Source organism: Bifidobacterium stellenboschense (genome assembly GCF_000741785.1).
Taxonomy (GTDB): Bacteria; Actinomycetota; Actinomycetes; order Actinomycetales; family Bifidobacteriaceae; genus Bifidobacterium; species Bifidobacterium stellenboschense.
In genome coordinates this window covers 128992-148065 of sequence record NZ_JGZP01000014.1, presented here as the reverse complement: position 1 = coordinate 148065, position 19074 = coordinate 128992, and the positions used below count along the sequence as shown (strand labels likewise).

14 protein-coding genes, 1 tRNA gene and 1 pseudogene are annotated in these 19074 nt (G+C 65.8%); 4 read left to right on the top strand and 12 right to left on the bottom strand.

Annotation, left to right across the window (positions count from 1 at the left end):
- Positions 1-4: 4 nt before the first annotated feature.
- The 5 genes from gatC to BSTEL_RS07175 all read right to left on the bottom strand — a co-directional run bounded on the left by gatC (position 5) and on the right by BSTEL_RS07175 (position 4764).
- On the bottom strand, positions 5-304 hold the full coding sequence (gene gatC, locus BSTEL_RS07195; RefSeq protein WP_034528827.1) for an Asp-tRNA(Asn)/Glu-tRNA(Gln) amidotransferase subunit GatC: 300 nt from the start codon (positions 302-304) through the stop codon (positions 5-7).
- Positions 305-436: 132 nt separating this feature from the next.
- Positions 437-2674 carry a polysaccharide lyase domain-containing protein gene (locus BSTEL_RS07190; RefSeq protein ID WP_034528824.1) on the bottom strand — a complete coding sequence of 746 codons (2238 nt, stop codon included), beginning with the start codon at positions 2672-2674 and terminating at the stop codon, positions 437-439.
- 121 nt (positions 2675-2795) lie between these two features.
- On the bottom strand, positions 2796-3725 hold the full coding sequence (locus BSTEL_RS07185) for a TrmH family RNA methyltransferase (RefSeq protein ID WP_034528821.1): 930 nt from the start codon (positions 3723-3725) through the stop codon (positions 2796-2798).
- Positions 3726-3814: 89 nt separating this feature from the next.
- Positions 3815-4456, bottom strand: a complete 642-nt coding sequence (locus BSTEL_RS07180) for an orotate phosphoribosyltransferase (RefSeq protein WP_034528818.1) — start codon at positions 4454-4456, stop codon at positions 3815-3817.
- A gap of 26 nt (positions 4457-4482) precedes the next feature.
- Positions 4483-4764, bottom strand: a complete 282-nt coding sequence (locus tag BSTEL_RS07175) for a metal-sensitive transcriptional regulator (RefSeq protein WP_034528815.1) — start codon at positions 4762-4764, stop codon at positions 4483-4485.
- A 214-nt stretch (positions 4765-4978) separates the two neighbouring features.
- On the opposite strand from BSTEL_RS07175, the pseudogene BSTEL_RS13025 reads away from it, so the two are divergent.
- Positions 4979-5335 (top strand): annotated as a pseudogene (locus BSTEL_RS13025) (cupredoxin domain-containing protein); the annotation flags it as partial.
- A 240-nt stretch (positions 5336-5575) separates the two neighbouring features.
- Positions 5576-8266, top strand: coding sequence for an HAD-IC family P-type ATPase (locus BSTEL_RS13020; RefSeq protein WP_476574991.1), 2691 nt, complete (start codon positions 5576-5578; stop codon positions 8264-8266).
- Positions 8267-8816: 550 nt separating this feature from the next.
- On the opposite strand, the gene BSTEL_RS07165 is transcribed toward BSTEL_RS13020, so the two are convergent.
- From BSTEL_RS07165 to rpsF, 6 genes are all read right to left on the bottom strand, one after another.
- Complete coding sequence (locus tag BSTEL_RS07165) at positions 8817-9548, bottom strand: MIP/aquaporin family protein (RefSeq protein ID WP_034528809.1); 732 nt, start codon at positions 9546-9548, stop codon at positions 8817-8819.
- Positions 9549-10042: 494 nt separating this feature from the next.
- Positions 10043-10116 (bottom strand) — tRNA-Lys (locus BSTEL_RS07160).
- A 923-nt stretch (positions 10117-11039) separates the two neighbouring features.
- The gene (gene rplI, locus BSTEL_RS07155; RefSeq protein ID WP_034528807.1) at positions 11040-11486 is read right to left on the bottom strand and encodes a 50S ribosomal protein L9; all 447 of its coding nucleotides are present in this window, start codon (positions 11484-11486) and stop codon (positions 11040-11042) included.
- 19 nt (positions 11487-11505) lie between these two features.
- Positions 11506-11754 carry a 30S ribosomal protein S18 gene (gene rpsR / locus BSTEL_RS07150; protein ID WP_034528805.1) on the bottom strand — a complete coding sequence of 83 codons (249 nt, stop codon included), beginning with the start codon at positions 11752-11754 and terminating at the stop codon, positions 11506-11508.
- Between the two features lie 167 nt (positions 11755-11921).
- Entirely contained in the window at positions 11922-12620 is a 699-nt protein-coding gene (locus BSTEL_RS07145) for a single-stranded DNA-binding protein (RefSeq protein WP_034528802.1), read from the bottom strand.
- A gap of 113 nt (positions 12621-12733) precedes the next feature.
- Positions 12734-13030 (bottom strand): 30S ribosomal protein S6, encoded by a 297-nt coding sequence (gene rpsF, locus BSTEL_RS07140; RefSeq protein WP_034528800.1) that lies wholly within the window; start codon positions 13028-13030, stop codon positions 12734-12736.
- A gap of 368 nt (positions 13031-13398) precedes the next feature.
- Between rpsF and BSTEL_RS07135 the strand changes: the two genes are divergently transcribed.
- Both BSTEL_RS07135 and BSTEL_RS07130 read left to right on the top strand, forming a co-directional pair.
- Positions 13399-15441 carry a zinc-ribbon domain-containing protein gene (locus BSTEL_RS07135; RefSeq protein ID WP_084686169.1) on the top strand — a complete coding sequence of 681 codons (2043 nt, stop codon included), beginning with the start codon at positions 13399-13401 and terminating at the stop codon, positions 15439-15441.
- Between the two features lie 448 nt (positions 15442-15889).
- The gene (locus BSTEL_RS07130) at positions 15890-16903 is read left to right on the top strand and encodes a ribose-phosphate diphosphokinase (protein ID WP_034528797.1); all 1014 of its coding nucleotides are present in this window, start codon (positions 15890-15892) and stop codon (positions 16901-16903) included.
- A 143-nt stretch (positions 16904-17046) separates the two neighbouring features.
- Here BSTEL_RS07130 and BSTEL_RS07125 read toward each other — a convergent pair whose 3' ends face one another.
- A complete protein-coding gene (locus tag BSTEL_RS07125) occupies positions 17047-18888 on the bottom strand; it encodes an ABC transporter ATP-binding protein (protein ID WP_034528794.1) in 1842 nt (613 codons plus the stop codon).
- Positions 18889-19074 lie beyond the last annotated feature (186 nt).

The window sequence follows — 19074 nt, the reverse complement described above, 5'->3', positions numbered from 1 at the left end:
CGGCTCACTCCTCGCTTCCCAGGATGCGCGGCGCGACGAACATGCCGGCCTCGGTCTTCGGGCCGCCGGCGAGCGCCTCGGTCTGCGTCAGCGGCGTGACCGGCACGTCCGGGCGCAGGTACGCCTCAAGCGGGACCGGGTTGGCGGTCGGTTCGACGTCGTCGGAGGCGACCTCCTGGACCTTGTTGATGGAATCGGCGATGACGTTCAGCTCGCCCTGCAGACGGGTGATCTCCTCATCGGTGAGCGCGATTCGGGCCAGATCGCCCAAATGCACGATTTCTTCGCGTGTGAATGTAGGCATGCGCCTAACTATACGAGCAATTTATGACACGCGAAGGCCCGGTACCGTGCATCACGGCACCGGGCCTTTCCTATCGTCCGGTCACGTCCCGGCGCACCGTCACGTCACTCGCGTTCCGGTGCGCCGTCGCATTCAGCGACGCTTGCGCGAGACGGCGGTCATGCCGCCGGCGACGGCGAGCAGCGCGATCGCCGCGACGGCGATCTGCAGGACGCTGGAGCCGGTGGCGGACAGCTTGTTCGCCGGCTTGGAGGCGGGCTTGTTCGCCTCCGGCTTGTTCTCCGGCTTGGTCGGCTGCTCCGGGGTGGTCTTCTTCACGCCGAACGTGCCGTCGGCGTTCTCCGTCACCTCGTAGCCGTCGGCGAGGTAGCCGGCGTCCGGCTTGACGGTGAACGTGCCGCCGCTGATGGCGAATCCGGCGTCGGCCGCATCCGCATCGGCATCGGATTGGGAGATCGGGCCCTGCACGGTGCCGCCGGTGATGGCGATCGCGCCGGTGCCTTGGCTCTGATCCTGGTAGATCGCGGTTTGGCTGCCGGTCGCGGTGATGGTGCCGCCGCTGACGGTCAGCTTGCCGGGCGCGCTGGTGGCCGACTTGTCGATGCGGATGTTCCATACGACGCGCGCCTTGTCGTTCGTCGCGGTGAGCGTGCCGCCGGCGATCTCGTCGGTGCCGTAGTTGAGCACGGCCGCCGATGTGCCGGTGATCGTGCCGCCGTTGACGGTCAGCTTGCCGTATTCGTCGTTCTTGATGTACAGGCCGCCGGTGATGGTGCCGCCGTTGATGGTGAGTTCGGCGGTCTTCTCGTCCGGGTTGTCCTTGATGCCGTTGTAGAAGCCGTTGGCGATGACGCTGGAGAACTTGGACGGGGTGCCGTCGGCGAGCTTGGATTCGACGGTGACACCGTCGTTGATGGTCATCGTTCCCATGTTCTGCAGCGTGTAGAACGAGTTACCGCCGTTGTTCTTCGGGTCGGAGCCGGCCTCCTTGGAGCGGCGGAACGTGCCGCCGTCCAGCGTGGCGGTCGCGCCGATCGTGTTCTTGACCGCGGCCTTGCCGTGCGTCACGTTGTCGACGACGCCGGTCTTCTTGGCGCTGGAGTCGGTGACGGTGAGCGTGCCGTTGTTGACGATCGTGTCGGCGGTCTTGTTGGTGAGCGTGTAGCCGTTGAGGTCGATGGTGACGGTCTTGCCGGCGGCGATCGTCACGTCCTCGGCGACGTTGTGCAGCAGCGTGACCGTGGTCGCGCCCGCGGCGAGCGCGGCGGCGACGGAACCGTACGCCACGCCGTCCTGATCGGTGACGGCCGCGTTCGCGTGCTGGTCGACCACCGGAATCTGGGTGTTCTCGCCGAAGGTGTTGCCCTTGACGGTCAGGCCCTTCTCGGTGACCTTGTCGCCGAGGAACACGCCGGCGTAGGAGTCGAGCGTGTTGCCGCTGATGGTCACGCCGTCGTTCGGGCCCTGGCTCGGCCACACGCTGTAGGAGACGGCCAAGTAGCCTTCGATCGTGTTGCTGCTGATGGTGGTGTTCTTCGTGGCGGTGACGGCGACGCCGTAGACCCTGGACTTGTCAGCGGACAAACCGGTGGCGTTCTTCACCGTGTTGCCGGTGACGGTGGTGTCGGTGATGCCGTAGGAGCCGGCCGCGGTGTTGCCGTTGCCGACGACGAACATCATCGAGCCGGAGGCGCCGTTGCCGGAAATCGGGCCGGCGGTGACGGTGTTGTTCTCGATCTTGGTGCCGCTGATCGGGTTCGTGCCGTTGCCGACGATGTTCACGCCGACGGCCGAGTTGTTGACGACCTGGCCGAGCTTGAACGTGTTGCCGCTGATGACGGTGCCGTTCGCGCCGCCCTCAAGCCACACGGAGCTGGGCTGCCAGTCCTTGTTCTGCGAGGCGCCGGTCGCCGGGTCGCCCGCGGCGATGACGAACGTGTTGCCGGTGATGGTCACGCCGGTCGCCTTGTTGCTGACGATCACGTTCTGCGCGTTCTTGTTCGTGGCCGGGTCGAGCGTGAACGTCACGCCCTTCACGGTCACGCCGGAGGCGTTGATGCGCAGGCTGCCGGTGAACACGGTGCCTTCCGCGGCGGTGATGGTGATCTTCTTCTTGACGACCAGGCTGTCGGCGATGGTGCCGCTCAGCGTGACCGTGTCACCGTCGTTGGCGGCGTCGAGCTTGGCCTGCCAGCTGTCGGCCTGATCGGCGGCCGGCGCGGGCGTGGCGGCGAGCGTCGTCGCCGGAGCCGGTTCGAGGGCCGCATCGCCGTCGGCCGCCCAGGCGGCGGGCGCGCCGACGCCCAATGTCGCCGCGGCGGCAAGCACCGCGATGCCGATACGCCATGATCGCTTCGATTGCTTCATCATGATTCTCGTTCTTCCTGCAGGAATCCCTGCGTTCATCTCCTGACGGGAATAGCGGGAATCGTCGAAATCAACAACAGCGTCTTCGGCGTTTCCGCACTCCCCCCACCACGCACTTTACCCGTCATGCGCGCGGGGCACAAACCGCGTGCTGCGCGATCCAGCTGTGCATGGCGACGGCGGCCGCCGCGCCCGCGTTGATCGAACGCACCGAACCGAACTGCGAGATGTACACGACGTCGTCGGCGAGATCGAGCGCCGTCTCGGTCAGTCCCGGACCTTCCGCGCCGAACAGCAGCAGGCAGCGTTTCGGGAACGTGTACCGCTCCATCGGCACGGCGCCGGGCACGATGTCCATCGCGACGACGCGCGCCGCCTCCAGCTCTCGGATGCGTGCCTCAGCGGCGTCGAGTTCCGCGAGGAACGGCGCCTGCGCGGCGCGCACGTCGGCCGGACGCGCCACGGCGCCGTCCGCCGCGACCGTCATGTCCGTCGCGTCACGCACGGCGGCCGTCGCGCGTGCGGCGGTCTCGTGCGCGTGGAACGCGGCCGCCGCGGCGCGCGCACGTTCCGCCGCGATCTCGCCGGCGATGCGCATGCGCCAGCAGCGCACCATCGCCGCGATCGACGCGTGGTGCTCCATGTGCTGGTACAGTTCGGTCATCAGCGCGCCGTTGCGGTTCCACTTGTGCGGCCCGACGATGTGCACGCGACGCGCTTGGAACGCGTTGGCGGTGCGCACCATCGAGCCGATGTTGAAGTCGTGCGTCCAGTTCTCGATGGCGACCTCGAAATCGTGGCGTCCATGCGCGTCCAGGTCCGCCTTGATCGCGGCGACCGTCCAGTACCGGTAGCGGTCGAGCACGTTGCGCCGGTCGCCTTGGTCGAGCAGCTTCGGGTCGTAGCGGAGGCGGTCGGCATACAGCGGCGACGACGGATCGTCCGGCCGTGGCTCGCCGAGATGGGCCTCGGCCCACGGCCCGACGCCCACTTCGCGGAACACCGGCTCCCCGGACCGCTCGCCTTCGACATCAATAGGATTACGAGGATGCATATCTGCTTTCGTCTTCACACGATTACTCTGCGCCCCCTTTAGGGGGAGCTGTCCGGCTATGCCGGACTGAGGGGGTTTCCGCCGCCGACCTACTCCGCCAGATCCGACTCGTGGAACACCTGAATGAACGGCACCTCGTGCCGCGCACCGTCGACCGGGCTGATGACGGTGATCTCGTGCTCGTCCGCGCCCTTGCCGACGCCGCCGACCAGCGAGGCGACGGCCACGACGCTCGCGCCCTCATGCTCGACGATCGAGAAGTCGAGGCTCAGCTCGTTGCCGTTGCGCAATGTGACGAGCGAACTGGTCTGCACGTAGGATTTCTCGGACAGCCACGCGTCGAGCAGCAGCACGCGCTTGCCCTTGATCGACGGCCCCTTGATCGACGGGAACACGAAGTCCATGACGAATCCGTCGAGGTTCTCGCCGCGGGAGGCGGCGGCCTGGATCATCGAACCGACGAGCGGCACGGAGGCGGCGGTGAGCGCGCCGACCGCATCGTAATCGTCGATGGAATAGCCGGCGTCCTCCAACGTGTCGAGCAGGACGTGGCCCATCACGGCCGCACCGTGATGGTCGAGCGTCACCGCGTACAGTTCGGAGAACGGCTTGCCGGCGACGCGCTCGCGCAGCAGGGCGCACAGCTGCTCGCGCGGGTCGAGCGCGGCGAAATCGATGGGCTCGTTGTGCAGGTCGGCGGGGCCGGTGGCGCGGAATCCTGAATCACTCATATCCCATAGGGTACGGCGCGCCCTCGTCACGAACGCACGAGGCGGGCGATGGCGGCGGACGCCTCGGCGAGCTTCTCGTCGGCGACGTCGCCGCCTTCGGCGGACGCCTGCCGCACGCAATGATTGAGATGGTCGTCGAGCAGCAACAGCGCCACGGATTTGAGCGCCGAATTCGCGGCGGAGATCTGCGTGAGCACGTCGATACAGTACTTGCCGTCATCCACCATCTGCTCGATGGCGCGCACCTGACCTTCGATGCGCTTCAACCGCGCCAGCACCTTCGTCTTGTCATCGCCGTAGCCGTGCATCGCGAGTCTCCTTTCATCACCGCGCCGCTGTCGTTCCATCGACCCGCCGTTCCATCGTCCCGCCATTCCGCGTCGGGCCGTGCCAGCGGGTCCGTGCCAGCGGGTCCGTGCCGTTCGCCGTCCGGAAACACCATCCAGTATATACCCCATAGGGGTATTGGGTATACACTGTGATGCGGTATACGATGGACTGAGACGAGAACGAGGAGCGGACATGGAACTGAACATCTTCACGTGCGTCGCCGCACTGGTCGTCGCAGCGCTCGCGACGTGGCTCATCCTGAGGTTCTTCTTCGGCGAGCGCAAGGGCGTGGCCGGCGAGCTGCACGAAGGCGTCCAGCGCGCCACCATCACCGTGAAGGGCGGCTACTCCCCCGACGTGGTGACGATGCGCGCCGGCATGCCGATCACCCTGAACTTCGACCGGCAGGAGACCGGCGAATGCACATCGCACGTGGTGTTCGGCGACCTGGGACTCGACGCGATGCTGCCCGGCAACACGGCCACCGAAGTGAAACTGCCCGCGCTGCCGGCCGGCGACTACCCGTTCGCCTGCGGCATGAACATGGTGCACGGTCTGCTGCGCGTCGAGGGCGACGGGACGGGCGCCGGCGAAGCGGCAAGTGCCGTCGAAACGGATGGAGCGGGAGCCGGGTCCACGGGTGCGCCCGCCGCCGACGTGGCCGGGCGCACGGCGCATCATGGCATGGCGGGCGCACCGTCCCTCGGCAGCGCCGATACGCCGTCGGACGTCTCCGCGACGGATTACGCGGCGAACGAGGCGCGCGAAGCCGAGGAACGACGGAACGAGATCCGCAACCTCACCCGTCTGGTCGCGATCGGCACGGTGCTGACGCTCCCGGTGTTCGTGGTGATGATGATCCACATGGCGAACCACATGCTGCTGCCGGACTGGCTCACGAACCCGTGGTGGCAGGCGATCCTCATCACGCCGGTCATGTTCTACTGCGGCGCGCCGATCCACCAGGTCGGTTTCCCCGCGCTGCGCCATCGCGCGCCGGACATGAACTCGCTCGTCTCGCTGGGCACGAGCGCCGCCTACCTGTACAGTCTGCTCGTGTGCATCGCGCCGTGGCTGCTGCCGGAGGGCTCGCGCGAACCGTATTTCGAATCGGTGGGCGTGGTCATCACGCTTGTGCTCGTCGGCCGCCTGCTGGAGACGAAGGCGCGCGAAGGCACCGGCAAGGCGGTGCAGAGCCTCATCAAGCTCCGCCCGCGCGTCGCGCACCGGCTTGAGGGGGCCGAAGAGGCCGCCACGCAGGTTTCGGGAGCCGGAGACCCCGCGGCCCGGACGAACGTGCATGATTCCGAAGGTATTGTGCATGGTTCGGACGGCAATGTGTATGGTTCGGCATCCAACGTGCATGATTCCGAGGGCAACGTGCAGTATTCCGATGCGAACCTGCACGCCCCGGTCCTGAAGACCCCTTCGCGGACGGACGAAAGCTGGCTCAATCCGAGCGCGTTCCATGACGTCGATATCGACGAGGTGGAACCCGGCGACCTGCTCGTAATCAAGGCGGGAGAACGCATCCCGGCCGATGGCGTGGTCGTCGCGGGCGAGGCCGAAGTGGACGAGTCGATGATCACCGGCGAATCCCGTCCGGTGCGCAAAACCCCGGTCTTCACGACCACACCCCGCACGTTCGCAAAAATCGACTACACATCCGGCCCGGATTCCTGCACGTCGGGTGCCGAACCATACACTTTCGACGCCGAACCCCACACAACACCCTCCAAACCATACACATTCGCCGACGATGACGGCGATGCCACGACTTCCGAGGGTTCCGCTCCCGCCCGCCCGTCTATGCTTACCGGTGCGACCGTGGTGCTGCGCGGCAATCTGCTCATGCGCGTCACGCAGACCGGCGGCGACACCGTGCTCTCGCAGATCGTCGCGATGGTGGCGCGCGCCCAGGCGACGAAGGCGCCGGTGCAGCGTCTCGCCGACCGCATCGCCCGCGTGTTCGTGCCGGCGGTGTTCATCATCGCCGTGTGGACGTTCGCGATCTGGCTGGCGCTCGGCCCGGATCCGAAGCTCGCGCACGCGCTGGTCACGGCGGTGAGCGTGCTCATCATCGCATGCCCGTGCGCGCTGGGACTCGCGACGCCGCTGTCGGTCACGGCGGCGACCGGCGTGGGTGCGACGAACGGCGTGCTCGTGACCAGCGCGAAGGCGCTGGAGCGGGCGCGCGAAATCGGCACGGTCGTGTTCGACAAGACCGGCACGATCACACGCGGCGTGGCCGACGCGGATTCCGCGGATTGGAGCCGGCCCAGCTACGAGCGCGACACGGTCAAGCCCGGTTCGAAGGAGGCGGTGGCCGCGTTGCGCACAGCCGGCATCCGCACGGTCATGTTGTCCGGTGACAAGGCCGAGGTGGCGGCCGGCATCGCGCGCGAGGTCGGCATCGACACGGTGATCGCGCAGGTCAGGCCCGACGGGAAGGCGTATTGGATCGAACGGCTGCAGCATGAGCCGCATGAGGGTCTGATCGCGATGGTCGGCGACGGCATCAACGATGCGCCCGCGCTCACGCAGGCGGATCTGGGATTCGCGATCGGCACCGGCACGGACGTGGCGATGCAGTCCGCGGACGTGACGCTGATGAGCGGCGACCTGCGCGGCGTGATCCGCGCGATCAACCTCTCGCAGGCGACGATGCGCAACATCCGGCAGAACCTCGGGTGGGCGTTCGGCTACAACGTGATCGGCATCCCGATCGCGGCGGGCGTGCTCTACCCGTTCACCGGATGGCTGCTGAGCCCGATGATCGCCGGTCTCGCGATGGCCCTGAGCTCCGTCTGCCTAGTCCTCAACGCCAACCGCCTCAACCGCATCACCCTGAGCGACACGGCCTTAAAGGACCCCTACCCCGCCAGTTCCGACCGCGCCACGCCCGCCCGAGCGAAGGCGTCGGTCTCCCCCATCCAACCGTCGGCAGTTATTTCCCGCTCCCCCTCCGAGGGGGAGCTGTCGGCGAAGCCGACTGAGGGGGTGTCCGGAGACGGAGCCAGCACCAATACGGACACCGATGCCTCCCGAGCTGAGGAGCCGTCGGCCTCCCCCATCCAGCCGTCAGCAGTTATTTCCCGCTCCCCCTCCGAGGGGGAGCTGTCGGCGAAGCCGACTGAGGGGGTGTCTGATACGGACACGGACAGCGCCGGCATCGCCGCCGCCGACCTCATCCCCCGCGTCATCATCGACGAACGTACCTCCCTCACCACCAGCGCTTCCCCATCAACCACAACCAAGGAGAACACCATGGAAATGAACCACATGCACCACGACCACATGGCCATGCACCACGCCGCCCCCACCGAGGGCGAGACCGCCACCGATCCGGTGTGCGGCATGACGGTCGCGGTGAACGCGGACGCGATCACCCGCGAGTACGAGGGCAAGACCTACTACTTCTGCGGCGAGCACTGCGCCAACAACTTCGCCAAGGCTCCCCAGATTTTCCTCGAGCACTGACCCCCCACTACCCTCAGCCCCGGCACCCGGTCCTTTGCGTTCCCCTTCAGAGGAAACTGCAAGGCTGGCATGGTGCATGCATGCCAGCGAGAACTTTTGCGCCCCCTTCAGGGGGAGCTGTCCGGCGAAGCCGGACTGAGGGGGCATCGAGGCACCCGAGCCGGCGGCTTGGATCTCCGGCCCCCTCTGACGGGACATCGCCATCAAGCAAACGCCAGAGGTGTTTGTAGGCGATGTGCGAGCCGACAGGCGAGCCAATAGAAAGCCAGCCGGAGGCTGACCTCAAGACAGGATGGGCTGTCAGCCGAAGGCTGACTGGGGGAGAGATAGCTGGAACGTAGCTTCATCCCCACTCCCGGTGCCCCCTCAGTCACCCGCTGCAGTCGGACCGAAGGAGGGAAAACCACATAACGAAACCGGCCCGTCGCCCCGCAATACGCGGGAGCCGACGGGCCGGTTTTATTATGTGCGACTACGTGTCACGCCCTGTTCATGCAGCGTTCGCGACGTTTCGCCGATCATTGCCGCGAACAGCCCACTAGGCTGTTCGTCACGCGAAGAACGCCTTGAACAGCCAGGCGCCGACGATCGCGCCCACGATCGGGGCGACGACCGGAATCCACGCCTCGTTCCAACGGGACGTGCCCTTGGACGGGATCGGCAGGATGGCGTGCAGGACGCGCGGCATGAGGTCGCGGGCCGGGTTCAGGCCAGGGCCGGTCGGGCCGCCCATGGAGGTGACGAGGCCCCACACGATGAAGCCGACGACGATCGCGGCGGCGGCCGGGTCCTTCACGCCCCACGGGTCCATCAGGCAGCACAGCGCGCCGAAGACGAGCACGAGCGTGCCGAACATCTCGTTGAGGAAGTAGTTGAGCTTCTTGTTGTCCGCGTCGGTGGTGCAGAAGGTGGCGAGGATGGCCTCGGCGTCATCGGTGTCCTTGTAGTGCGGGTAGTACGTGAGGTACACGATGAACTGGCCGAGCGCGGCGCCGAGCAGCTGCGCGATGATGTACGGCAGCACCTCGTTCCACGGGAACATGCCGTTGATGGCCTGCGCGAGGGTCATGGCCGGGTTGATGTGGGCGCCGGAGACCGCTCCGAACATGAGCACCGGGAACATGACGCCGAAGCCGTAGCCCATGGCGATGTTGAGCCAGCCGGCGTGGTGGCCCTTCGTGTTCTTGAGCTCGACGTTGGCGACGGAGCCGTTGCCGAAGATCATCAGGATGGCGGTGCCGAAGAACTCGGCGGCCAGCTTGGTAAAGAGGGAGTATTCCACTGCTTCTTCTTTTCTTCTTGTTCTTGTCTGGATTGATGATGCGGCCGCCCGAAAGGCGGGAGACAAACAAACGAGCCAAGCATACGCCGAGGGATGAACCGGCCAACCCCGTCATCCCACCTTCCGGCCCCCTCCGACAGGAGCCTCAAACGAAGTCCAGGAAGGCCGTCAGCGCCCACCCTCCCCGCTCTCACCAGCGAGAAGTCCGGGAAGGTCTTCAACGCCGTCCCTTCCCGCTCCCGCTGGCGGGAGCTGTCAGACGGAGTCCGACTGAGGGTGGTTGAAACGAGCACACATTACCAACCCCTTTTCGCTCCCACCAGTGAGAACCATCAACCGTCCTGCGACAGCACCCGCACCACGCCCGGGAATTCTAAAACACCACGTTTGGTTCCTATAGCTCGCTCCCGCTGGCGGGAGCTGTCGGACGGAGTCCGACTGAGGGTGGTTGAAAATACAAAAAGACCGGAATCTTACGATTCCGGTCTTGTCTGTGCCCCCGCAGGGATTCGAACCCTGGACACGCTGATTAAGAGTCAGCTGCTCTAACCAACTGAGCTACAGGGGCGTTGGTTAGTTGTTGAAGTGTTCCTTGCAACGAGTGATAAATATACTCGTATTTGATTCCGACGCAACCCTCGGCGTGTCGCCCAGAATTCCAACGTTTTCAAACTTGCCGATTCGCCGCCTGTGCGTCCCGCACGATCCGTCTCAGACACCTCAGGAACCGCTCTTCACATAATCATCACATTGATGCCTGATGGCATAGCTGTTTTTTCGATTGCGCCTCACAACAGCCATGCTTCCATATGCCGAGTCCTCGAACAGCACGATTTCGGTCAGCCTCATCTTCCATCTCCCGGCGGTCCCATACCGCAAGCCCACCCCGGCACGCCAAGTCGCCATACCTGAACAGCCGAAGCCGCGCGGAACCGTCGGAACCGCGCCAATACCGTCGGAACCGCGCCAGCCTTGGTGCAACACAGCCGCAATCAAGCCTTCCAGCGTCGCACCCGCGCCACTACTGGCACGTAACCGACGCAACAGCCACCCTATGCGTATCCACCGCGCCAACCTTGGCACGGAACTGACACAAAGCCCCTTCGGAGCGTCGTTTCCGCGCCACCCATGGCACGCAACCGACGCCAAGGCCGTCCCACGCATCGCCATCATGCCAACCTTGGCACGGAACCGACGCAAACCCAAGCGAGCGCAGCATCACAATCCCGTGGCCCCACAACATCCGCAGCCCCACAACATCCGCAGCCCCACACCATCCGCAACACCACAACACCACAACACCACAACACCACAACCCCGCAACATACGAGAACCCCGTGCCCCGCGTGAACAACACTCACGCGCGGCACGGGGTTCTCAGTGCTTAAGCTCAGACTTCAATGACTTCACTGACTTCAATCAGATCAAGTCAGTCTGATGGGGGCCGGCGGCGACCATCGATAACTCACCCGATGACCACCGCCGGAAACGTCACTCGGCGACGACCTTCACGAAGAAGTTCGCGGAGATCTCCGGGTGGAGCTGGACCGTGGCCGGGAATTCGCCGGTGGTCTTGATGGTCTCGACGGTGATAGCCTTCGGGTCGACCGGGGCCTTGTCGAGCAGCGCCATGGCGATGGCTTCCTTGGAGATGCCACCGAACAGCTTGCCGGACTCGGACACCTTGGCGGCGATCTCGACGGCGGAACCCTCGATGGCCTCCTTGGCGGCGACGGCGTCTTCACGGGTGGCGACGGCCTGGGCCAGACGGGCGCGCTTCATGGCGACGATCTGGGCCTCAGCGCCCTTGTTCCACGCGAAGGCGAGCTTCTGCGGGAGCAGGTAGTTGCGGGCGTAGCCGGCCTTGACGGTGACGACGTCACCGGAGTGGCCGAGGTTCGCGACGGTCTTGGTGAGAATAACCTTGGTTTCAGCCATTTCAGATGCCTCCTAGAACTCAGCGGCCGGAAGTGGCGTACGGCAGCAGGGCCATCTCGCGGGCGTTCTTGATCGCCTTGGAGATCTTGCGCTGTTCCTGCACGGTCACGCCGGTGATGCGACGGGAACGGATCTTGCCGCGATCGGAGATGAACTTGCGCAGCAGCGCGACGTCCTTGTAATCGATCTCGGTGACCTTCGCCGCCTTCAGCGGGTTCGGCTTCTTCTTGAACGGCTTGACCGGCGGTTGCGGCCTCTTGCGGGACATGATGTTCTCCTTGTTTACGATGTGATGTGTTTCGCTTGGCGCGGCCGGCTGTGATCGGAATCGATCGTCCGCCGGCATCGCGCGGATCGTGCGGTCGTGCAGACCGTGTGCGTCGTTACGTTATGTGTCGTTATGCGTCGATGAGCGGGAATGTGCCCGGACGGGACTCAGAACTCCGGATCGTCGTCGGAGCCGCCGCCGAAATCGGAGGAGCCGCCGAACGTGGAGAAGCTGTTGCCCGAGTCGGAGCCGCTGCTCCACGGATCCGCGGCAGGCTGCTGTCCGCCCGCGGGCGCGCCGGATTGGCCGCCGCCGAAGCTGGAACCGCCACCCTGGTAGCCGCTGCCACCCGAGTAGCCGCCGCCATTGCCGCCGTTACCGTTGCCATAACCGCCGTTACCGCCGTTCTGGCCGTAACCACCGCCGTTCTGGCCGTAGCCGTTACCACCGCCGTTGCCGCCGTAGCCGCCCTGATTGCGGCCTGCGAAGCCGCCGTTGCCGGACGACTGGCGGGTCACTTCGGCGGTGGCGTAACGCAGCGACGGGCCGATCTCGTCGACCGTCATCTCGACGACGGTGCGGTTGGATCCGTCATTCGCCTGGTAGGAGCGCTGCTGGAGGCGACCCTGCGCAATCACACGCATGCCCTTGTGCAGGGACTGCGCGCAATGCTGCGCGAGGTCACGCCATGCGGAGCAGCGCATGAACAGCGCCTGTCCGTCCTCGAACTGGCCGGACTGGCGGTTGTACGTGCGCGGCGTCGACGCGATGGTGAAGCTCGCCACGGTCGCGCCGGAACCGATGGTGCGCAGTTCCGGATCCGCGGTGAGGTTGCCGACGATGGTGATCGTGGTTTCGCCTGCCATGATGGCCGCCTTCCTACGTCAGCGCCGTTCCGGCGCCTCGGCATTTCGACACTTGTTTGCGTCCGTCCCCGCGCGGCGAGGTTCCGCCGCGGGAGTCGGTCGACTTCAAACGCTTACTTGACGTCCTTACGAAGGATCTTCGTACGGATCACGGATTCGTTGAGGTTGAGGACACGGTCGAGCTCATCGCTGGTAGCGGGCTCGGCGGCGTAGGTCACCACGACGTAGTTGCCTTCGGTCTTGCCGTTGATCTCGTAGGCGAGCTTGCGACGGCCCCAGAAATCGGGCTCATCGACGGAACCGCCTTCCTTGGTGACCAGCTCGAGGTACTGCTCGGTCAGCTTCTTGAGATCACGCTCATTCAGCTCAGGATCGGCGATGAACATCAGTTCGTACTTATGCGCAGACATCACCCACCTCCTTCGGACTATGTGGCCACGGACCTTCCGTGGCAGGAGTGTGTATGCGTGCTGCATCATCCGGGTCGCATGCGCGCGCGACGATATGCCGAACACGCCTATGACCCCAACAAAGCAACCTCACAAGGGTAACGCCGAGCCGCGACAGCACGGCTGCGCCACACGCCAGCCGCACGCATCGCCACACGCCAGCCACACGCCCGGCTTCACGCATCACCGCACGCCCGCCCGCACGCCGCCCACACCGTTCCACACTCCCCCGAACCGCCCACGGAACGGGCATCTTCCCCACCTCCGGCAAACACCACTAGAATAAAGGACTATCGACCAGAGAAGCCGAGCAGAAAGAAGGGATTCTCATGTTCTGTCCTCATTGCGGAGCGGGCGTGCGCGAAGGGGCGAAATTCTGCCCCGCGTGCGGCCAGGCGATCGCCGCCGCCAACGCGGCGCAGCCGGGCCGAGCCCAGCAGCCGGCCGCCGCCCAGTCCAACCAGCCCTCCTATGACGCGACCGTCATCGGCCAGCGCGGCGCCGCCCCGGCGCCCGGCGTGCAGATGCCGCAGGCCACGCCGTCGGCCCGCCAGTTCTCGCCGTCCGCCGGCGCCGCCCCGTCGCAGCCGATGGCCGCTCCCGGAGTGAACGGCACGCCGTCCGGCGCCACTCCGATCAACGTCCAGCCGATCACCGCCGACCCGTTGGTCAAGGAGATGGTCAGCCCGCGCAACATCCAGGCGATCTTCGCATCCGCCGGTTTCGGCCTGCTCGCCGCGATCGTGTTCTCCATCTTCCCGGCGATCGCCTTCACGCAGATGACCTCCGCCAGCGAGGAATCCGGCATGTCCCTGTTCAACGGACTCAGCTCCTCCTACAACCCGTTCGGCGAGTTCGTGGGCGTGGATGGTCCCAACTTCTTCCACTATCTGCTGCTCAACGTCGCGTTCGGTATCTCCGGAAGCGTCGCCCCTCAGGCCGCGGAAGCCGGCTCCACTTCCGCCGAGGCCGCCGTGTCGATTCCTCTGGGACTGACCGGCATCGCGCTAATCATCGGCGCCGCGTTCGGCGCGTATCTGCTGGCCCGCAAGGGAGCGATTCGCTTCAAGTGGGCGGGAATCATCAGCTCGGCGCTCTCCGGCGTGGTCGCCGCCGCGGTGTTCACCCTCATCGCAGCCATCTTCCGCGCGCCGCTCGGCGTCGGCGATGAGCTGCGCGGCTATTTCTCCGCCGGCACGTTCCGCACGTTCCTGATGATGTTCCTGCTGACGTTCCTCGGCGCGGGATTCGGCTACATGCTCGCGCAGTACGCCCCCGACTCCACGAACGTGTTCACGGCCGCGTGGCGCTGGCACCACCGCACCCGCGGATTCGTCCGCTCGTTCATCGAGGTGGTGAACCTGCAGATCGCGCTCATCACCATCATGGGCATCGTCATCCTGCTCATCGCGACCTTCAAGACGAATACCGGCCAGCTGATCCTGTTCTTCCCGATCATGGCATTGATGCTCGGCACGTGGCTGTTCGTCATCAGCACGTTCGGCGCGATCACGTTGTCGATTCCGAGCCAGCTGCCGATCAACGTGAGCCTGTTCGGCAAGAAGCTTCCCATCGACGCGATCATGAAGCCGTGGATCGTGTGGGTGCTGTTCCTGGTGATTCTCGTGCTCCTGTTCTACGTGGCGCTGCGCGCCTCCGCCCGCAATCTGTACGATCCGGCGTTCAAGGGGTGGGGCCACAGCTGGAAGATGCCCGTCGCCGTCATGGTGTTCTGGCTGATCGCCGGCATCCTGTTCTGCACCGTGACGCTCAGCTATAGCGACGATTCGTCCAAGGGCGCCGTGACCATCGGCCCCGCGCTCTGGTACTTCCTCGTGATGGGCATTTGGGCGTATCTGGTCGAGGCCGTGGCGAACTCGTTCGGCCCGTCCGTGATCATGTCGATGCAGGGCGTGTGGAAGCTGTTCGCCGGCGGCACCGTCCAGCCCACGCCGCAGGAGGTCGTCGACTACGTGGCCGGCTGCAACGGCCGCTGGTTCAAGAAGTACCCGTCCTCCGGAGTGCCGTCCGCCTCCGCTCTGGCTGCCGCGCAGGCCGCGAAGGAACAGGCCGCCAAGGTGCGCGCCGCCGCGCAGGCGCAGGCCGCCGCGGCTCAGGCGCAGTTCGCGGCGAACGGTCCGCAGTCCGCCGCGGTCCCGCCGATTCCGGGCGCCGCGCCCGCCGCCCAGCCGGCCTACGGTCAGCAGCCGCAGTACGGTGCTGCTCCGGCCGCCCCGGCACCTGCCGCGCCGCAGTACGGCGCGCAGCCCGGCTACGGCGCCCCGGCGGCTCCCGCCGCACCGGCATCGCAGCAGCCGCAGCAGTACGGCCAGCAGGGCGGTCCGAGCCTGCCGCTGCCGCCGCGCCAGTGACATCGGTCATGTAGTGACATCGGCCGTCACGCGCGACCGATCCGCGATGGCCGGTGCACGCCGATAACGCGCACGACGGCCGGTAGCGCACGCACACACCGACCGTCGATGAAGGAGGTCGTGGAACCCAACCGGTTCCACGACCTCCTTCTCGTTTCCGCACCATATCCGCCCCGCAGCCGCTCCTGCAGCCCACCCGCATCCCCCATATCCCCCGTACCTCTCGCAACCGCCGCAACCGCCGCGGTCTCCGCAGCCGACCCGCAACCACCCCCGCGACCCCGCTCGCAACCACCCCGCTGCCGCCCCACGAGACAACCCGCCTTCTTCCTATCCCCTAGTACACTTGACTGAGGTTCATCGTGCGCCCGCCGCACCGCCCGTCCGCGGGCCCGGCCATGTGCGCGATGCGAGAGAAAACGACATACAAAGGACGGGTACGAGAAACATGACGTCGCTGCTCGAAGGCACTCCGGACAAGCGTATGGCGGTGGTCACCGGCCGCGCCTACCCCGAACTGGCCGATCAGGTCGCCGCATGTCTGGGCACGAAGGTGTTGGAGACCACCGCCTACGATTTCGCGAACGGCGAGATGTACGTGCGGTTCACCGAGCCGGTGCGCGGCGCCGACGTGTTCGTGCTGCAATGCCATTCCGGCAAGATCAACAAGTGGATCATGGAGCAGCTCATCATGATCGATGCCCTGAAGCGCGCCTCCGCCCGCACGATCACCGTGGTCGCGCCGTTCATGGGCTACTCCCGTCAGGACAAGAAGCATCAGGGCCGCGAGCCGATCACCGCGCGTCTCATCTACGATCTGTTCCGCACGGCCGGTGCCGACCGCATCATGACGGTCGACCTGCACGCCTCCCAGGAGCAGGGCTTCTTCAACGCGCCGGTCGATCATCTGACCGCCACGCCGGTGCTCATCGACTACGTGCACAATCATCTGCCGCTTGAGAACACGACGATCGTCTCGCCGGACGCGGGCCGCATCAAGGTGTCGGAGCGTTGGGCGGCGAAGCTCGGCAACCTGCCGCTCGCGTTCATCCACAAGACGCGCGACACGACGCGCCCGAACCATGCCGTCGCGCACGGCATCATCGGCGACGTGCTCGACCGCGACTGCGTGGTCGTCGACGACATGATCGACACGGCCGGCACGATCTGCGAGGCGGTGCACGCCCTGCGCGGCGCCGGCGCGCGCTCGGTCACGCTGGTCGCGACGCATGGACTGCTGTCCGGTCCGGCCGTCGAGCGCCTGTCACAGTGCGGCGCGCGCGAAATCGTCCTGATGGACACGGTGCCGGTGCCGGAGGAGAAGCGCCTGCCGAACATGACGGTTCTGTCGGTCGCGCCGCTGCTGGCCGCCGGCATCCGTTCCGTCTTCGAGGAGGGTTCCGTCCAGACCCTGCTCGAAGGCCTTCCGGAGGACATGCGCCCCCGCAACATCTACGCCTGATTCCGCCATCCTCAGGCTATCCTCGCGCGAAGCACCTGACGCGTATGTCCGCAAGGCGCGCCCCGCAAAGGCGTACGAAGGTGCGTCGCTGCAAGCGGCGACGCACCGGACGCTCCGTCATCAGGCGACCCGCCCCGCCAATCTCACGCCACCGGCGCGAACTGGCTGTTGTACAGGTCCGCGTAGAACCCGCCGGCCTTGAGCAGCTCCTCGTGCGTGCCGCGTTCGATCACGTCGCCGTGGTTCATCACGAGAATCATGTCGGCGTCGCGGATCGTCGAAAGCCGGTGCGCGATCACGAACGACGTGCGCCCCACGGTGAGCGCGTCCATGGCCTTCTGGATCAGCTCCTCGGTGCGCGTGTCCACGGACGAGGTCGCCTCGTCCAGGATCAGGATCGGCGCGTCCTGCACCATCGCGCGCGCGATGGTGAGGAGCTGCTTCTGCCCGGCGGACAGCGACGTGTTCTCGTCGAGCACCGTGTCGTACCCGTCGGGCAGCGACATGATGTAGTGGTCGAGCCCCACCGCCCGGCACGCCTCGCGGATCTGTTCGTCGGTCACGCCCGGCTTCGAGTACGCGATGTTCTCGCGCACGGTCCCGTGGAACACCCACGTGTCCTGCAATACCATCGAGAACTGTTCGTGCACGTTCCAGCGCGGCACGCTCGCCGTGTCGACGCCGTCGATCGCGATCCGCCCGCCGGCGATGTCGTAGAAGCGCATGAGCAGGTTGACCATGGTGGTTTTGCCCGCGCCGGTCGGCCCGACGATCGCGACCTTCTGTCCGGCCTTCACGTCGGCGCTGAAATCGTTGATGATCGGCTTGCCGGGTTCGTATTCGAAGCGCACGTGGTCGAACGTCACGTCGCCGCGTACCGGCGCGTCGGCGCGAGCGCCGAGCAGCGCCGGTTTCGCGCTTTCGTCGGTCATCTCCGGCTCTTCGAGGAAGCCGAACACGCGCTCGGATGCGGCGGCGCAGCGTTGCAGGTTCTGGAACGCCTGCGCGAACTGCGAGAGTGGTTGCGTGAACAGTCGGATGTACATCATGAACGCGACGATGACGCCGAATTCGATGTCGCCGTTCATCGCGAGCGCCGCGCCGACGACGCACACGACGACGTAGCCGAAGTTGCCGATGAACTGCATGAGCGGCATCATCAGTCCGGAGAGGAACTGCGACTTCCAGCCGGAGTCGTAGAGGTCCGCGTTGTAGCGTTCGAAGTCGCGGATCGCGGCGGCCTCGCCGTTGTACGCCTTGACGATGAGGTGTCCGGAGTACATTTCCTCGACGTGGCCGTTGACTTGGCCGAGCGCGACCTGCTGGCGGGTGAAGTAGCGTTGCGACGCCTTCATGATCGCCATCATCAGCACGAGGCCGACGAGGCTCGCGCCGATCGCGCACAGGGTCATGATGACGTTGTTGTAGAACATCATGACGAGTGCGCCGACGAACAGCGTGACGGACGTGATGAGCGAGCCGAGCGACTGACCGAGCGTCTGGCCGATCGCGTCGACGTCGTTGGTGATGCGGCTCAACACGTCGCCGTAGCTGACTTTGTCGAAGTAGCTCAATGGGAGCTTGTTGATCTTCTGCGAGATCGATTCGCGCAGGCGCTGGGCGGTGCGCTGGGTGACGTTCGCCATCAGCCAGCTCTGCACGTAGCTCAACACCGCGTACCCGACGTACAGTGCGACGAGCGTGAATCCGATGCGCGAGACCGCGTCGAAGTCGACGGCACCCATGACCGGACGGCCGTGGACCATCGCGGGCAGGCCCTTGACGAGCTCGTTGGTCATGTCCTTGAGTTTGTCCGGTCCGATGATCTGGAAGATCGTTCCGGTCGCGCCGAGCACGAGCGCGATGATGATGACGGGGATGTAGCTCCTGCAATACCGCACGAGCTTGCCCATCACCTCCCCGAAGTTCTGCGGTTTCTCGACGGCACCGCGCCCCGGCCCGCCATGTCCCATAGGTCCTGGCATTATTCCATTCCTTTCACAAAGTCTGTCGTCTAGCCTCCCTCTGATGAGGGAGGTGTCATCGCGAAGCGATGACGGAGGGAGAGACCCGAGCGGCCAGCAGGCCGCGGGCAAATCGAATCGGCCGAAGGCCGATACCGCTATATAAAGCGGCTGCCGCCGAGGCACCCCCTCAGTCCGGCCTCCGGC

Coding starts and splice junctions, on each gene's coding strand:
- gatC (WP_034528827.1), bottom strand. CDS start 304: ATGCCTACATTCACACGCGAAGAAATCGTGCATTTGGGCGATCTGGCC.
- BSTEL_RS07190 (WP_034528824.1), bottom strand. CDS start 2,674: ATGATGAAGCAATCGAAGCGATCATGGCGTATCGGCATCGCGGTGCTT.
- BSTEL_RS07185 (WP_034528821.1), bottom strand. CDS start 3,725: ATGCATCCTCGTAATCCTATTGATGTCGAAGGCGAGCGGTCCGGGGAG.
- BSTEL_RS07180 (WP_034528818.1), bottom strand. CDS start 4,456: ATGAGTGATTCAGGATTCCGCGCCACCGGCCCCGCCGACCTGCACAAC.
- BSTEL_RS07175 (WP_034528815.1), bottom strand. CDS start 4,764: ATGCACGGCTACGGCGATGACAAGACGAAGGTGCTGGCGCGGTTGAAG.
- rplI (WP_034528807.1), bottom strand. CDS start 11,486: ATGGCTGAAACCAAGGTTATTCTCACCAAGACCGTCGCGAACCTCGGC.
- rpsR (WP_034528805.1), bottom strand. CDS start 11,754: ATGTCCCGCAAGAGGCCGCAACCGCCGGTCAAGCCGTTCAAGAAGAAG.
- BSTEL_RS07145 (WP_034528802.1), bottom strand. CDS start 12,620: ATGGCAGGCGAAACCACGATCACCATCGTCGGCAACCTCACCGCGGAT.
- rpsF (WP_034528800.1), bottom strand. CDS start 13,030: ATGTCTGCGCATAAGTACGAACTGATGTTCATCGCCGATCCTGAGCTG.
- BSTEL_RS07135 (WP_084686169.1), top strand. CDS start 13,399: ATGTTCTGTCCTCATTGCGGAGCGGGCGTGCGCGAAGGGGCGAAATTC.
- BSTEL_RS07130 (WP_034528797.1), top strand. CDS start 15,890: ATGACGTCGCTGCTCGAAGGCACTCCGGACAAGCGTATGGCGGTGGTC.
- BSTEL_RS07125 (WP_034528794.1), bottom strand. CDS start 18,888: ATGCCAGGACCTATGGGACATGGCGGGCCGGGGCGCGGTGCCGTCGAG.